The sequence below is a fragment of the Acidobacteriota bacterium genome (assembly GCA_040754075.1).
Taxonomy (GTDB): Bacteria; Acidobacteriota; Blastocatellia; order UBA7656; family UBA7656; genus JBFMDH01.
Window position 1 is genome coordinate 99453 of record JBFMDH010000014.1, and the last position, 15310, is coordinate 114762.

The window sequence follows — 15310 nt, forward strand, 5'->3', positions numbered from 1 at the left end:
GCAAAACTTTAACTCCCTTAACAATTATTCCTAAAATTAAGGAGAATGTAAGATGACGTATATCCGTAACCAAAGAATTGCGCTTATGGTGCTGGCGATCACCATTGCCCTCGCCATGTTTATCATCCCCATATCAAACACCAACGCTTCAGACCATGCCGATGCGCCAATCAATGCCAGCGACCAAGGCATCGATCAGGGTGACACTTATGCGTTCCTTGATCCTAACGACAATAAATTTGTGGTCTTGATTCTCACGGTTCGCGGCTTTATTGCTGCGGGCGAAAACACAAACTTCGGCTTTTTCGACCCGAATGTTCGTTATCGTTTCAATATTGAAACCACCGGCGACGCGCGCCCCGACCAGACCCTTGACGTTACGTTTACGCCGCGCACCGGTCCGACCACTCCGCAAACCGCCACCGTGGTTTTGCCATTCGGTGAAACCTTCACCGCGCCGACGACGCCTGCTTCACTGGCAGCCACTCCGCCATCATTTGTGGTTACGACAGACCCCGGAACCGGCGTTTCTTTCTTTGCAGGCATTACCGATGACCCATTCTTTTTTGACATTCCGGGTTTTTCGCGATTTCGCGCTTCGGTACTCGCGGGCAACGTTGATGCGACGCAACTGCAAAGAGGTCGCGACTCTTTCGCCGGCTATAACATTATGTCTATTGCTTTGCGCATCCCAACGACCTACTTTCGTCTGGTTACAACCAGCAACAATCCCGGCGGCAACGTTATCGGCGTAGACAGTGTCACGCAACGACCGCGTCGAACCGTGATTGGCAAAGATGGTTCCATCAACCTGACCGGCGGCTTTCAAACTCTTGACCGCAGCGGCAACCCCGGACTCAATGCTTTGGTGATTCCCTTCCTGCGCAAAGATGAATACAACTTCGCGACCACCTTTGATGATGCCCAAGGCCGATTTGCCGGAGACATTGTCGCAACGTTGAAAGCCCTGGGCACCAATGACACCAATATCGGCATTCTCGCAAGCGTTTATGTTGCCAAAGGCGATTCCCTGCGTTTGAATGTTTCGATACCCAATACCGGCACAGGAAGCGGGACAACTGCGGGCGCAGGTTTTCCGAACGGGCGGCGTCTTGCGGATGACGTGGTTGATACCTTCCTGTTTTTTGTCACCAATCAAGCATTAACCACCGGCGACAATGTCAACGTCAACGATGTCGCTTTCACCAATACGTTCCCATTCCTCGCGCCGCCGCAACAACCGCGCGCCAGCGGAACCACAGACGACAACACCCGCAATTGATCAGACGTTGTAATTTTTCTTTAATGATGAGCTTTGATTGAATTAATTCAATCAAAGCTCATCATTTAAAAATTCTATTGGCTCCGAAAATGAAGCCAGCATCCAGATGATTCAATCATTCACAACACGATGTCGCGCTTACTTGGTGAAGTTTATGAAAAAGTTGCCTGCTAATTTATTCATCGCTTTCTCAGTTTTTACTTTCACACTGCTATTGCAGGGCTGCGGCGGTGAAGTCATTACTTCAAACCCTACAGCCCCGCCCATTCCTGCGGCAATTGCCATCCCTAACGAAGCGGAATCCGCCGATGCCACCATTCGCGCCCTCGAAGCCCGCGTCAAAATGGATAATGAAGATTTCATCGCCTACAACAAACTTGCCGGTTATTACCTGCAAAAAGTTCGTGAAACCGGCAACCTCAACTTCTTGCAATTGGCTTCGCAAGCGGCAAAGGCTTCATTGAACATTTTACCGGCAGAGCAAAACGCGGGCGGACTTGCAGCCATTGCCCAGGTCGAATTCACTTCGCACGAATTCGTCGCTGCGCGTAAACATGCCGAGCAACTCATTCAACTCGACGCGAAAAAAAGTTCTCCCCATCTCTTGCTTGGCGATACGCTCATCGAACTCGGCGAATACGAAAAAGCCAAAGCCGTCTTTCACCAACTTGATAAACGCACGGATGGCGCAAGTATTGAAAGCCGCCTGGCAAAACTCGCCTGGCTTGCAGGCAATACCGAAGCCGCAAAAATCCATTTCACCAATGCAATTATCTTTGCTCAAAATCAGCCCTCGCCTTCGCGTGAAGCGATTGCCTGGAATCGCTGGCAACTCGGCGAAGTCTATTTTTCAACCGGCGATTATGACGCCGCAGAACAACAGTTTCGCGAATCGCTCATCACCTTCCCCAATTATTTTCGCGCCCTTGCCGCACTCGGTCGCGCGCTTGCCGCTAAAGGCGATTTCGCCAGTGCGATTTTAAATCTCGAACAGGCAACCCGGATTTTGCCCGACCCCGGTTTTGTGGCGACGCTTGGCGATTTATACAAACTCGCGGGGCGCGACAAAGAAGCCACAGCGCAGTACGCGCTGGTCGAACAAATCAACAAACTCAATCAAGCCCAGGGGACGCTTTACAATCGGCAAATCGCGCTCTTTTATGCTGACCACGATTTGCATGTCGAAGCGGCGTACCAGCAAGCAAAATTGGAATATGAAACGCGCCGCGATATTTATGGCGCAGATGCCTTGGCGTGGACGGCGTTGAAAGCCGGGAAAATTGCCGAAGCGCAAAGCGCCATCCAAGCGGCTTTAAACTTAGGCACACGCGACGCCAGGCTTTTTTATCACGCGGGTATGATTGCCAAAGCGGCGGGCGATTTGGCGGCGGCGCGTGATTTTTTAAATCGCGCCCTCATCCTTAATCCTGAATTCGACGCGCTACAGGCTTTGCAGGCGAAGCGCGCGCTTGCCGAAATCCGTTAGCCTGCGCCAATCCATATAAACGAAATGCGCTGTAGGGAAAGCGCAGGTTGGTTTTCAGTTTAAAAATCGAAGGTTTATGATGAAAAAAAAATTATTCACCAGCATTCAACCATTTTATTTCACAGGGATTTTATTGATTCTGGTTTTCTCGGTGTTCAATCAAAGCTTATCAGCCCACCCGCTCGGCAATTTCACGGTCAATCACTATTCGCGCATTCAGATACATCGCGACCGCATCAATATTCGTTACGTTGTCGATATGGCGGAAATCCCGGCATTTCAAACGCTCGCAACCCTCGACACGGATAATAACGGCAAGCCTTCGCAAGCGGCATTGACGGCTTACGGCGAGCAAACCGCAAAGCTTTATGCCAAGGGGCTGAGTCTCTTGCTTGATGGTGAACCGCTTGAACTCAAAACGCTTTCGCAAACGGTTTCAACGCCCGACGGTAATGGTGGACTACCGACGTTAAGGATTGAATGCGAGTTTTCATCAAACATTAAAACCACCAATGACACACAACGATTAGTTTATCGAGATAGCAACCACACCGAACGCTCAGGGTGGCATGAAATCGTCATCGCGCCTGACGCGGGGCTGGCAGTTTTCGATAGCACGGCATTTGCCAATGGCATTACCGATGAACTCAGAGCCTATCCCGAAGACCGGCTTGCAGCGCCGCTCGATGAACGCAGCGCCGAACTCGCTTTCACGACAACCGCCGTGCCTGCAAACGCGCAAATCTTGATGACCCGCGAAGGTCGCGCCATCAAACCGAATCGCGACCACCTGGTTGAATTGATTACCGTGAAGGAATTGACGCTGCCGGTTGCGCTATTTGGCTTACTCATTGCCACAGGACTCGGAGCCATTCACGCCTTGTCGCCGGGTCATGGCAAGACCGTGGTTGGGGCTTATCTGGTTGGCTCACGCGGCACCGCGCGCCACGCCATGTTTTTGGGAATGACGGTTACCATCACCCATACCTTAGGCGTATTCGCTCTGGGGCTTGTCACCCTGTTTGCCTCAAAATACATTCTGCCGGAAAAATTATTTCCGATTATCAGTTTAATTTCCGGGGTGATGGTGCTGTTTTTAGGCTTGAATCTTTTTTTCAAACGTCTGGCGGTCGCGCTCGGCTACAAATCCGACTCGCACCATCACTCACACGATGAGCAACACACGCATTCGCATGATGGACATCATCACCATTCGCATTCAATCGACGGACGGCATCACGACCATCATCATTCACATCACCAGCATTCGCATAATGAGCATCATCACGAACCGGCGCTCGCACACGCGCATTCACATCATTCTCATGAACCACACACCCATTCACATACCCGCGAACAACAACCACACCATCACGAACACTTGGCGCACGGACTCCGGACTCCAGACTCCAGACTCCAGACTTTTACCCACACGCACGACGGGCACACCCATACGCATCTGCCGCCGGGAACCGATGGGTCGCCCATCACCTGGCGGAGTCTCCTGGCGCTTGGCATTTCGGGCGGTTTGCTTCCCTGCCCTTCGGCGCTGGTCGTCTTGCTCACCGCGATTTCACTTGGTCGCGTCGGATATGGGTTGTTTTTAGTGATGGCGTTCAGCGCGGGACTGGCGGCAACCTTGACCGCGGTCGGTTTGATTTTCCTTTACGCCGGACGTTTATTAAAACGCCCCGTACAACAAAGCAAACTGGTTTATGTGTTGCCGGTCATCAGTTCTTTAGTTATCGCCACACTTGGCGCAGTGATTTGTTACCAAGCCCTCGCAAGCAACGGATTCACTTTATAAAAATTGGAAAGGGTAACTGTCATGTCAGTTGAAAAAAAATATTGAAGTTCTTCATCGCGCACTGGAACAATTCAACAATCCGGCAACCCGCGAAAGCTATTTTGCGCTTTACGACGACAACGCCGTGTTGCAAAGCTATGCGGAAGTCGAACCGGGACTTGCAAGTATCAAACAGTTCTATCAACAGTTGTGGTTGGCTTTCCCGGATGCGCGTGTCGAAGTCGAAGAGGTGTTTGCAAGCGGCGACAAAGTAGCCTGCCGGTTCGTGATGTACGCGACGCATCAAGGCGATTTCAACGGCTTGGCGGCAACCGACAAAGCCATTGCGCTTCCGGGCATTACCATTTTGCGTTTTGCCAACGGCAAATGCGTCGAGCGTTGGAGCCAGTCCGATTTCTTAGGTTTAATGCAACAACTCGGTGCCATCTCCGCCCCTGATACGCATTTCGCAAAATTATAGATATTTCATTTCATAAGCATTGCTCAGCAAATCCGTTCATCCTATGCAGCCGATTTCATCCTGCCATCGGTTGCAGGATATAAAAGCCGTTATGCGATAAACTCATTTGCTTGAAATTAAAAATTGATTCGCTTAGCATAAGGCTGTTTTATTAGAGGACTTATTTTCCTTTTTCTCCAGATAAATATGTGGGTTCGCAAATCAGAAAAAGAGATTGAAAATTGGCAGAAACTTCAAGCGCAAAAATGCAATGATAAGCTTCGACCATTTCTAGTCTCGCTTGGTATCTCAACGGCGAGTTTTATTGTTTATTTATTAGGCTATCGCGGCAGTTTCAGAGGATTCATATTTTATTCAGAGTCTTCAACTTCCGGGATAAGGGCACTAATCATTTTTGTATTTTTCTTTCTCATCATTTTTTCCATTGCAATATTTAATCAACGCCGCTACGGAGCACTGACACCGAATAGAGATAGCCTGTTGTGCCAATCGTGTCAGACTCCTTGTGCTTACAATGCAGAGCAAAGGTGCTTTTGCGGTGGCAAGCTTGAACCATTCGGCTATTTCAATTGGGTTCCTGACGAATCTTTGACTGAGGATTGAAGATATTCCGGAGCTAGAGGGATCGAACATCACCTCTCAGACATGGGGTTAGTGGGAATTGTGGTTTACTCCAAATCAACAATCCCGACTTACGGAATAGCTGTTAAACACCCATTAGCCATTCAGTCTCTATACACAAACAGATGAGATCAGTTTTCGGACATCTCAAGAATGCACCTGAAGAAGAAGTTATTGAGTGGCTAACCTCGTTTGTTGGTATGCGTAGTGCTGATGGAATGTGGCGCTATCCAAATGAAAAAACTCCCGTTCTTTATATTGAGTTTTACCATGACTATCAAACGGAATTTGAATCCGAGGATTATCAAAACCTTTTAAGTAAGCTTGGCAACAAACCCTCTATAACCATAGTCGCAGATGTCAGTGGAAGAGTTCCTGGAATTACGGAAGTTAAGCTTTTTATAATCGAATTACTCAAGCAATTTGACGGTTGGCTTCTGATGATTATTCAAAGCATTATTGGCGAGTTCAGGAAATAGAAGACAATCTATCTATAGATGGGCTAACTTACTTCGATTTTGTGGGCTACTACAACAAGGAATTGAAGTAGCTCACACCATCTTTGATTGTCTGGTTGAATGGTTCAAGTATTGCTCGGAATTATGGGGAATTATGATGAAAACGAATCAAACAACGCCTAAAAACATTGATGAGTATATTGCCGGCTTCCCTGATGATATTCAGCGGCTTCTCGAAAACATCAGACAGACTATTCGCAAAGCTGCGCCGAAAGCCCAAGAAGCCATTAAATATCGTATGCCGACTTTTACTTTAAACGGCAATCTGGTGCATTTTGCGGCGTTCAAAAATCATATCGGGTTTTATCCAACGCCAGGCGCGATTGAGCAATTCAAAGCGGAATTATCGGCTTACGAAAATTCAAAAGGCGCAGTGAGATTTCCTTTGAATAAACCGATACCTTTCGCTCTGATCAGCAAAATGGTGAAATTCAGAGTAAAAGAAAATCTTGAAAAAGCTGCGGCAAAAGGCAAAAAATGATAGCTGCTATCAGGTATGTTCTGCTCTACGACCACCTATAAAAATCACCTGTGGAGAATGCGATGCGAAAATCGGTGTATGGCAAAACCTGTAGTCTCAGGTCGGTAAGCGATGTCGCCGAACTACGAGTCGACCCGCAGGCGTTAAAGGTTTTTTTAGCTGCGCCTTCGCAAGTCGATATTCATTTCTACTGGCAGGCCCTGACCTATCTGCTCACAGGCATAAGCGATGGTGGCGCTGAACCGCTCTGCTATTTGTTTAAAGGCGGTGAAACCATCGGTCAGAACGAAATGGGAGAGGTGCGCTATCTCAATCCCGAACAGGTGGCTCGCTTCAATGCCGCCATCGCCAACATCAGCCCTGATGATTTCGGCGAAGAGTTATATGACCTCAAAACGCTTGACGCAAATCATATCTACCCTGAACGCTGGCAAGCGGACGGCGAAGATAACGACCTGCTCAGCAATATTCGCGAGCTGTATTTTTATCTTCAACTCTTCATCAAGCGCACCGCCGAGCAAGGCAAAGGCGCAGTCATCGCTTATCAAAATACCGAGCTTTATTTTGAGGATGAGGATTAACCCGAGAGGCTCACGAAAATGCGCCAAAGGCTTCTTTCACAGCGCCGTTCGTCTCTGGCAATCTTGAGTTTTTTATAGGCGAGGGAGTCTGCACCGGCAGCGGAATCCAACCTAAAAAACTGTTGACTTCCGCTTTGAGCGGCAGATAATAGGCTCGGCGTTAAACTACGAAGTTGATAAACATATAGGGGAACCATTAAATTGACGACAAAGTCTCTGGATCTTTCCTCAATATAAGAATGACGAACCAGAGAAAATCGTAATAAATTGTCAAATGACAGTTTTTTTATTTGAATAAATTGCGAATTTATTAATGACCGGATGCTTACGATGTTCGCCTGTCTGTTCTTCAATACCTGCTCTCGCAAACGCAACTCCTCAAGGCGAGCACCCGATTAATCCGAATTCAACTCACACCGCACTTAAATTCACCTGGGGATTCGGTTGATTGGAGGTTGCAGCAAAGCTGTAGTCAGTCCGATGATCGCTCAATCGCGATGGCAGAGAGCAACCGGTATCAGCACCCAGCCTAATTAAATTCAGCCCTTTCGGCACAGACAAATTGCCGGACATTAATTGTTCCAACTTTGTAAGGAGAAAGTGAATCGTGGAGGACATGGAAACTTTAGAAAAAAGTCTGGTGGTTGCCGGGTTGGAATCCTTAAAGCAAATCGGCGGGGAGACGCTCGTACAGGTGCTTTTGGGGCAGCCCGGAATGATGGATTTCACCCACCCGGAAACCTTGCCGGAACAGATTCCGCTTAATGAATATCTGCGTTATCGCGATACCTTGTTGGAGTTTTTACAAGAAAGCTTCAGCATGGTGGCTTTTCAAACCGGGCAGATATTAATGAAAAAAATGAATGAGGAGAAAGCCGGTCAGATCAAACGCCTGATTGAACAATTTCAATATGCAGCAAACAAATTACCGGCTATCGGACAGGCGGCAGTGCTGGCAGCCAAAGATAATCCGGGCGTGGTGCGGGCGACCATGCGCGGCGAATCCTTGCTGGTCATCACCATCGACAACTGCCCGGAGTGTCGGGAACTCAGGCGCAACACGCCGTTTTGTTATCTCAATCAAGGGTTGCTCACCGAATTTGCCGACATTTTTATGGGACTGCGGGTGAAGACTCAAGAGACAAAATGTATCGCGATGGGCGATAAGTGGTGTGAAGTCGAAGTCAGCTTGCTGTAGTCAAATCAATTTCCCCTGCCCGCTGATTCAACCTCCCATTGGTCGGGCGCACCAGGTTGCGAGTTCCTGGTTTTTTATTTTTGGCAGACAGGTTTTTGCAGGCAATTCTTAAAACAAGATTGTCAAGGGAGAGGGGTGAAAATGCTTAGTTCATCGAATACCGAAATCGTTCATGCGCTCCAATCTTTACAGGAAACCAACCCCAACATTCAGGCGGTCGCGCTCGCCAGAATCGAAGGCAGTGTCCTGGAAAGCACGTCACTTTCAATGGTCGAAAAAGTACAGGTAGGGTCGACCAGCGCCGCACTGCTGGCGATTGCAAACAAGATGTGTACCTACATGCGGCTGGGTGACGCCAAACAAATCCAATTGAAAGGCGATACCGGCGCGGTTCTATTGTTTCGCGTCGGAAAAAGCGCCATTCTCGCAGTCATCATTAATGGAGAGACAAAACTTGAAGCGATATCCGCAGAAGCTTTTCGTCTGGCAAGCCGCTTATCGGTTCTCGTGTAAAGGTGTGGTTTGTTAAGCAAACGTCGATGACCGTTATAACCGCCAGTTCCGATTGTCGGAAGTCTGCATTTGAAAATATCGGGGCTTTGCCAACTCGCACACCAGGTCGCAGCCAATTGTCGCTTCAGATTTAAACCGGTGACTTTGCCTTGATGAGCTTTCAGATAATTGTCAATACGCGCCCTTCGATTAACAACGACCGCTCAGGATTTTCTTTGAGCCGCCTCTGTCCCCCAGCGAAATTACAAACAATTTTGTGTAACCCCGATAACCTAAAAGCCAGGGCTTACTCAGCAACGCACAAACTTTGACGGCTGGGGATGAAGAGGAAAAAGTTATGGAGATTTACCAATTGCGCTTCAGTAAACTTACCGCCATCGTCGGGTATATCGGCGTAGCCATTGTTTTTCTATCCAGCGCCGCCTATTCGATTCAAGTCACCCTAAATCCCAATGCGGCAACCGGCGTACTCGCGCTGACCTTTTGCGCCATCAACGTCGTGGCTTGGACGACCGGTCATTTTGCCCGTCGAAACCCGCAAACCTTTGCATTCGGCACAACCTTGCTGGTTCTCGGAGATGTCATCTTTCCGCTCAACCTCTATGCACCCTTCTTTCTCTATACCGTGTTGCTCAAAGGGAACATTTTTCACAGCGCATCGACGGTGTTATTGGTCGGCGTGACCTATCACCTGATGGGATATTTGCGTCGCGAACGAAGGCGATTTTCCGTAGTGTTTTATCCATACTTTTTCGCCGGCTCGATTGCGACATTACTTTACCTGACGCGCTTCACCTTGAACTGGTCTTCCAACACGATTGTCTGGTTACTTATCGGATTTGCGCTTGCGTATCAAGCCATCACGACCTATGGCAAACTGCAACCCGACAACCATTTTTCTTTTTCTACGGTCGGCGTGCTGCTCGCCAATACGCTTGTGACGGTCATGGCTTTCAGCGCCGAACCCAGAGGTGAATACCTGCTGGCGCTTTTTATCATCGCGGTCATTCTTTTCCGGCTTGCCTGGACGACCAAAGCTTTCGGTCACGCCAATCGCTTTTTCGGCTTGGCATTTTTCCTGGCGTTGACCACATTTTTCACAGCTTGCCTTTATTACTTTAACTCACCCATCGCCGGTTATATCGTCGCCACGACGCTTTGGGTTTGCCTGCTGACCCTGATGGGAATTTATCTGAGAGCCTATCGATTCTATCCCTTCCAGGAAGCCGCTCACTGGCTATCCGTATTTCTCGGATTGGCTCTGATATTTTTCTGGACGCCTTTCTGGTTGGTCTTGACCCACATCCATTTTCAATTGCCGGTTACGCAACCACTGGCATTGCCATTTACGTTTCAATTCCCCCATCAAATCTCTTTACTTGCGCCAATCTCGCTGATTGGCGTGAGCGTCGCCTTTTTAAGCGGGAGTTATTGGAAGCGTCGCCATCCAAGCATTGCCTTTACTCAATTCGGGCTGGTATTCAATGTTTCATTCATCACCATTACTGCTTATCTGCCGCTTTTATTGTTGGTCGCCGCCGGCACAGGATTCTGGTTGGCGATGTCGGCAACTGTGTATGGCGCGGCGCTGGTGCCGTTTATTTTCGCGGTCATTTATTTAATCATCAGCAAAAACCCCAACCCGCTTTATCCGATGGTGACCCTCAAAGTAGCGGGTTATATCGCGCTCTTGCTTTCGGCATTCACGGCAGTTTACAGCCTAGACCTCGCAATGATGATTATCTTCTGTAGCGCGCTGCTGTTTTTGTGGCGGTCAGTTAGTGAACGTTCATCCTGGATGCATCTGAGTTTTCTCTTTATGGTCACTGCCGCCGCAAGCCTGGCGACCGTCCGGCTTCCTGAACGAATCAGCCTGTTGTTGCTCAGCCTGCTTTCCGTCGGTTTGGTCGGCATCTATCGCTGGTTGCGATTTGCCACCAAGATGCATTTTGAAGCTCGCTTGACGCTGTTCTGGGGATTTGCCCTCAGCGTCACCGTAGCCGTTGTCGATTGGGGATGGGGACAATTTTCGCCTGTCGTTTTTCTGCCGCTCTGGTTGGGGTTGCTCATCGGGCTTGGAGAAAATCAATCGCCCGTCGCCTGGGAGCCGGGCAGAGAGGTGATTGACAGACAAGTCATCATACAATTCAAACGCTTGAAGATGGTCGGTTACTGGGTAGCACATCTGGCGGGCGCAGCCTTTGTGATTGCTGCGCTTCAACCGCTAGGCTTACCGGTTGGCTATGAAGCCCTCACCTTGGCGCTCTGGGCTTGGTTACATCTTGGCGGCAATTTTCTGCTGCCGAATCGACCATCCGAACAACTCGCGCGAACCGCTTTGCGACAAATCATTCACGGTCTGGCATTGCTATCGCTATTGCTGGCAATCATCAATCGCCTGGAAAATTCCTTGCCGGTTATTGCGGCGTTTCTGGTCGCCGCGCTTTACCTGTTTCTGTACTTTATTCACAAGCGAAGATTATTACAGGACATAACCGCTTTCGCTTTCATCGCAGCCTTTTATCTGCTCGGCATGCATTTAAAAATTGCGATGACCGAATATTACCTGAGTCTGTTTGGACTCTATTTATGTTTCAGGCTGTTGCGTAAAGCGCAAACGCCCGCTCACCAATCAACCACCGTCAATCGCCAAGCGCCCGCAAGCGGACGGTTCAAACGTGGGATTCGTTTCGTGTGGAAAAATTTATTGCCCATCACCATTATGGTGATGATGTTGGGCTACCCGGTCTGGGCGTTCGCCGAAAGCTTACACAACGGACATGTGTATTACCTCGGCGCTGCCACCATTCTGTTGCTCTACCTGTTCATGGTATCGCGGCAACCGGCGTTGCTGATTTATCTCGTCTGCCTGATTTTTGTTCAAGGAGCTGTCTACCTGTTGATATTTGGCGAATCGGGCGAACCGGTGAATTTGTTTTTAGTCATCGTTGGCACAATGATTATTATTAACCAGATATTTCTGAGCCATCGCCTGGGCGACGAAATTTCAAATTTAAAAACTCTGCCGGTGACCCGGATGGCAAACGGTGATTAACCTGTCCTTAAACCTGAGGACTTGTGAAGGAGATTTTCATAATGAACATATGGTATATCGTATCAGGAATCTTGTTGCTGTTTGTGTTTTTTGCGGTGATAAGCAATTTCCCTGATGTCTGGCGCTATATAAAAATAAAATCAATGTGAGCCTCCAGAGCAATTTGCGATGGCGTTTACTTTAAGGTCTTTATCGCGGTCAGAGACTGCTCTCTCAACCTCAGTAAATCGTTTTGCAAACCACCATTTTTTATTCCTGAGTTGCACAGCGCCAAACGATGCAACCCAAGATAAGTCGAAGGCTCGATTTTTGGCGAGGTTGCAAATGCGCCATTGAAATTCCCGCCTGTCGCTCAACCTGACCGTGAATTGAGCCACTCGGAAACCCGCTCATAAACCTCCTGCTTTTCGGGTTCATTGAACAACTCGTGGTAGTAGCCTTCGTAGATTTTCAACTCTTTATCCGCCGAACGAATTTGTGAAAATAGTTTTTTCGTCGCTTCACAACTTGCCAGCTTATCTTCTGTCCCATGCATGACCAGTAGTGGCAAAGTAATCTGTGAAGCCTGATATTGCAGTTCATTCATGGCTTTTACCGCTTCGACGAACCATCGCGAACTGACCATTTTGCCAACCAGCGGGTCTGCCGCGTAAGCCTTGCCGATGCTGGCATCGCGGCTCAAGACCGCCGGATTGATTTCATTTTGCATACGCATTCGCGGCAATAATTTGGCGCTGATTTTGGCAATCAGTAATTTGCTTGCCGGAACCTTGGCGGCAATCTCGACTAGCGGCGCGGAAATCACTGCGCCGCTAATGTTGGCGCGCGGCTTCATTAAATACCTGAGCGCCACAAGTCCTCCCATACTGTGCCCGACGAGAAAAAGTTTTTTCGGTTGCTGTTCAGCGTAAATCGCCGAGACGATGAATTCGAGGTCATCTTCGTAATCCGCGAACCCATCCACATGCCCGTAAAGCCCTGCGGATTTACCATGCCCGCGATGGTCATAAGTAGTGACCGAAAATCCCTGCGCCAACAGATGTTCAACCAGCAGTTCATATCTTCCCGAATGTTCGCCGAATCCATGCACAATGACAATTTCGGTTGGTGAGTTAGCCGATGCATAACGCCGCAGGTAGAGTTTAGTCTTATCCGCAACGACTCTCTGTTCTTCGATGTAGTTCATTGATTCCCCTCAGTAAATTTTCAAAGTGTCGCACAGGTTATGCGCCAGCTGATTTTTTTGCAACATCAATCCGCGCAGATGAGTTTTCGCGTATTGATGTGCGGTATTTCACAAATATTTATTCAATAACCATAATCAGGAGCGAATGATGAATTACCCGAATCTCAATCTCGTTGTGCAGATCGTGATGGGGCTGGCGCTGCTCGTCGGTTGGGCGCTGGCGCGCAAAAAAAATTATACGGCGCATAAATATTGCCAATCGTCGGTGATGCTGCTGAATCTGGTGATGATTTTTCTGGTGATGTCACCTTCGTTTCATCGGCAGGTGCAACCGCAAATTCCGCAAGGCTTGAATGACCCCTATTATCTGGTCGCGTTGATTCACGCGGGATTGGGAACGATTGCCGAACTGCTGGGGCTTTACATCGTGCTGGTTGCGGCGACCAATCTGGTGCCGAAAAAATTACGCTTCGATAATTACAAACCCTGGATGCGCACCGAACTCGCTTTGTGGTGGGCTGTCCTGCTGTTCGGCTTCGGGGTTTATTATTACTGGTATGTTCATCAAGCCCCGGTTCAACCGACAACGTCGATGACAACCACCGAGACGCAAAAAACTGCGCCCAATAAAGTCACCATTAAACTCACCAATTTCAAATTTGAACCGAAAGAGATAACCGTCAAAGCGGGAACCACGGTTGAATGGATAGATGAAATCGGCAAACACACCATTGAAGCCGATGACGATGCCTTCAAATCCGAGGTGCTTCCGGTGGGCGGGCGTTTTGAACATACCTTCAACGCGCCGGGAACCTTTCCTTATTTCTGCGGATTGCACGGCGAAAAAGGCGGGCACGACATGGCAGGCGTAGTGAAAGTCGAGCCTTAAAAAATCAGCGCAACAACCAATTGTTTCTAATGAAAAGCGGCATCCTTTCGTGCCGCTTTTTTCAATTCACCTAAAAGGTTCTACCACTCGAATCATTCAAACAATTCATTTACCCGCTACTTTATTGCGCCGTTTATTGCCTGAATCAGTTTTGGCGACCATTCAACCAGCGATTGGTTATGCGCTTGATTATATTTTTTAACCGCCGCGTTATAGGTCGGCAGCAATAATTTCTGGTCGCAGAATGCCTCAATCAATTTTTCCCGCCCCAAGGTCTTTTCAATCACCACACACATTTTCCAGCCGACGGTGTACCAGGCACCCTGCACACCGAAAAACGAAAAGCCCATCTTATTTTCTTCCTCTTCATTCAAGCGATTTTCCAGAACATCGAAGAAAAATTTTTCAACCGTTCGCAAGTCCTGATTAAAATTCGCGACATCTTTATCCCAACGAATTCGTTCTTCATCGTTACTCACCGCATGCGGGTGAACGTCCGCGCCACCGGCTGCCGCAATCATCGCAAAACCTTCACCGAATGCCCCCAGCCATTGCACAACCGCTTGGGTTTTCGCTGGGAGTTTGGCATTCACCGCTTTCATTTGCTGGGTCGGACAACTGCTGCCATAACCGATGTGATGGAGTTCATGCGCCAGGGTGTTTTCAAAGCGGCTTTGACTCACCATTGGGTCAAGATAAAGAAAAATCGCCGGGTCGCTATTGACCTCGAAAACGAAACTGTTTTCCTGCGGTTTAATCATCGGATAAATTTTCGCTTGAATTCGGGCATTTTTAGGCAAATAGGCGAGCGCGCGACCGGCAACCGCCTGCACGTCTGCGCCTTGCCAACTCTTTAAGGTTTCAGCAAGCGCCGTCGCTTTTTGCGCGAGCGCATCCGAGAGCATAAACTCTTTGAACTCTTCGTCGGTAAACGGACGTTTGAATTGCGCTTCACGTTTTTTCAACCGCACATAACCTTCACTGTTAAACAGTCTCGACCAATCGCTTTCGCTTAGCGGTTGATTCCGTTGTTTTTTTTCGATGATGGCAAGCGCCGCTTCGGCTTCCGCTGTATCGATTTTCACATTGACCTTCGTCTGGCTCCGGGCATTTGCAAAAACTTGTAAGCTTAATGCAAGAAACAGGCAAAAACTTGCAAATAATTTGTTAAATAGAAAAGCTCTGACCTTCATACATTCACCTCGCAACCACAAACTGGTTTGCGCGAATCTT

Annotated in this window: 14 protein-coding genes; 12 read left to right on the plus strand and 2 right to left on the minus strand. The window is 48.5% G+C overall.

The window, feature by feature from the left end; genetic code table 11:
• Nucleotides 1-52: 52 nt before the first annotated feature.
• From AB1757_16370 to AB1757_16420, 11 genes are all read left to right on the plus strand, one after another.
• Nucleotides 53-1282 carry a DUF4331 family protein gene (locus tag AB1757_16370; GenBank protein ID MEW6128615.1) on the plus strand — a complete coding sequence of 410 codons (1230 nt, stop codon included), beginning with the start codon at nucleotides 53-55 and terminating at the stop codon, nucleotides 1280-1282.
• Nucleotides 1283-1436: 154 nt separating this feature from the next.
• The gene (locus AB1757_16375; GenBank protein MEW6128616.1) at nucleotides 1437-2768 is read left to right on the plus strand and encodes a tetratricopeptide repeat protein; all 1332 of its coding nucleotides are present in this window, start codon (nucleotides 1437-1439) and stop codon (nucleotides 2766-2768) included.
• Nucleotides 2769-2844: 76 nt separating this feature from the next.
• Nucleotides 2845-4575 carry a sulfite exporter TauE/SafE family protein gene (locus AB1757_16380; GenBank protein ID MEW6128617.1) on the plus strand — a complete coding sequence of 577 codons (1731 nt, stop codon included), beginning with the start codon at nucleotides 2845-2847 and terminating at the stop codon, nucleotides 4573-4575.
• A gap of 28 nt (nucleotides 4576-4603) precedes the next feature.
• Nucleotides 4604-5035: an ester cyclase gene (locus tag AB1757_16385; GenBank protein MEW6128618.1), complete on the plus strand. Its 432-nt coding sequence runs from the start codon at nucleotides 4604-4606 to the stop codon at nucleotides 5033-5035.
• A 186-nt stretch (nucleotides 5036-5221) separates the two neighbouring features.
• Complete coding sequence (locus tag AB1757_16390; GenBank protein MEW6128619.1) at nucleotides 5222-5638, plus strand: hypothetical protein; 417 nt, start codon at nucleotides 5222-5224, stop codon at nucleotides 5636-5638.
• A gap of 143 nt (nucleotides 5639-5781) precedes the next feature.
• Nucleotides 5782-6135: a hypothetical protein gene (locus AB1757_16395; protein ID MEW6128620.1), complete on the plus strand. Its 354-nt coding sequence runs from the start codon at nucleotides 5782-5784 to the stop codon at nucleotides 6133-6135.
• Complete coding sequence (locus AB1757_16400) at nucleotides 6116-6655, plus strand: DUF1801 domain-containing protein (protein MEW6128621.1); 540 nt, start codon at nucleotides 6116-6118, stop codon at nucleotides 6653-6655. The genes AB1757_16395 and AB1757_16400 overlap by 20 nt, the downstream gene beginning before the upstream one ends.
• A gap of 62 nt (nucleotides 6656-6717) precedes the next feature.
• Nucleotides 6718-7236: a DUF1877 family protein gene (locus AB1757_16405; GenBank protein MEW6128622.1), complete on the plus strand. Its 519-nt coding sequence runs from the start codon at nucleotides 6718-6720 to the stop codon at nucleotides 7234-7236.
• A 616-nt stretch (nucleotides 7237-7852) separates the two neighbouring features.
• Nucleotides 7853-8434 carry a 4-vinyl reductase gene (locus tag AB1757_16410; GenBank protein MEW6128623.1) on the plus strand — a complete coding sequence of 194 codons (582 nt, stop codon included), beginning with the start codon at nucleotides 7853-7855 and terminating at the stop codon, nucleotides 8432-8434.
• Nucleotides 8435-8575: 141 nt separating this feature from the next.
• Entirely contained in the window at nucleotides 8576-8947 is a 372-nt protein-coding gene (locus tag AB1757_16415; GenBank protein ID MEW6128624.1) for a roadblock/LC7 domain-containing protein, read from the plus strand.
• Between the two features lie 337 nt (nucleotides 8948-9284).
• Nucleotides 9285-12002, plus strand: a complete 2718-nt coding sequence (locus AB1757_16420) for a hypothetical protein (protein MEW6128625.1) — start codon at nucleotides 9285-9287, stop codon at nucleotides 12000-12002.
• Nucleotides 12003-12354: 352 nt separating this feature from the next.
• Here AB1757_16420 and AB1757_16425 read toward each other — a convergent pair whose 3' ends face one another.
• Nucleotides 12355-13188 carry a lysophospholipase gene (locus tag AB1757_16425; GenBank protein MEW6128626.1) on the minus strand — a complete coding sequence of 278 codons (834 nt, stop codon included), beginning with the start codon at nucleotides 13186-13188 and terminating at the stop codon, nucleotides 12355-12357.
• A gap of 145 nt (nucleotides 13189-13333) precedes the next feature.
• Here AB1757_16425 and AB1757_16430 point away from each other — a divergent pair, with 145 nt between their 5' ends.
• Entirely contained in the window at nucleotides 13334-14077 is a 744-nt protein-coding gene (locus AB1757_16430; protein MEW6128627.1) for a DUF420 domain-containing protein, read from the plus strand.
• A gap of 116 nt (nucleotides 14078-14193) precedes the next feature.
• On the opposite strand, the gene AB1757_16435 is transcribed toward AB1757_16430, so the two are convergent.
• A complete protein-coding gene (locus tag AB1757_16435) occupies nucleotides 14194-15162 on the minus strand; it encodes a DUF5700 domain-containing putative Zn-dependent protease (GenBank protein ID MEW6128628.1) in 969 nt (322 codons plus the stop codon).
• Nucleotides 15163-15310: the final 148 nt, after the last annotated feature.

What these genes read in the sequence shown, in the direction of transcription:
- AB1757_16390 (MEW6128619.1), top strand. Translation starts at nt 5,222, where the DNA reads ATGTGGGTTCGCAAATCAGAAAAAGAGATTGAAAATTGGCAGAAACTT.
- AB1757_16425 (MEW6128626.1), bottom strand. Translation starts at nt 13,188, where the DNA reads ATGAACTACATCGAAGAACAGAGAGTCGTTGCGGATAAGACTAAACTC.
- AB1757_16410 (MEW6128623.1), top strand. Translation starts at nt 7,853, where the DNA reads ATGGAAACTTTAGAAAAAAGTCTGGTGGTTGCCGGGTTGGAATCCTTA.
- AB1757_16430 (MEW6128627.1), top strand. Translation starts at nt 13,334, where the DNA reads ATGATGAATTACCCGAATCTCAATCTCGTTGTGCAGATCGTGATGGGG.
- AB1757_16415 (MEW6128624.1), top strand. Translation starts at nt 8,576, where the DNA reads ATGCTTAGTTCATCGAATACCGAAATCGTTCATGCGCTCCAATCTTTA.
- AB1757_16380 (MEW6128617.1), top strand. Translation starts at nt 2,845, where the DNA reads ATGATGAAAAAAAAATTATTCACCAGCATTCAACCATTTTATTTCACA.
- AB1757_16420 (MEW6128625.1), top strand. Translation starts at nt 9,285, where the DNA reads ATGGAGATTTACCAATTGCGCTTCAGTAAACTTACCGCCATCGTCGGG.
- AB1757_16375 (MEW6128616.1), top strand. Translation starts at nt 1,437, where the DNA reads ATGAAAAAGTTGCCTGCTAATTTATTCATCGCTTTCTCAGTTTTTACT.
- AB1757_16370 (MEW6128615.1), top strand. Translation starts at nt 53, where the DNA reads ATGACGTATATCCGTAACCAAAGAATTGCGCTTATGGTGCTGGCGATC.
- AB1757_16395 (MEW6128620.1), top strand. Translation starts at nt 5,782, where the DNA reads ATGAGATCAGTTTTCGGACATCTCAAGAATGCACCTGAAGAAGAAGTT.
- AB1757_16405 (MEW6128622.1), top strand. Translation starts at nt 6,718, where the DNA reads ATGCGAAAATCGGTGTATGGCAAAACCTGTAGTCTCAGGTCGGTAAGC.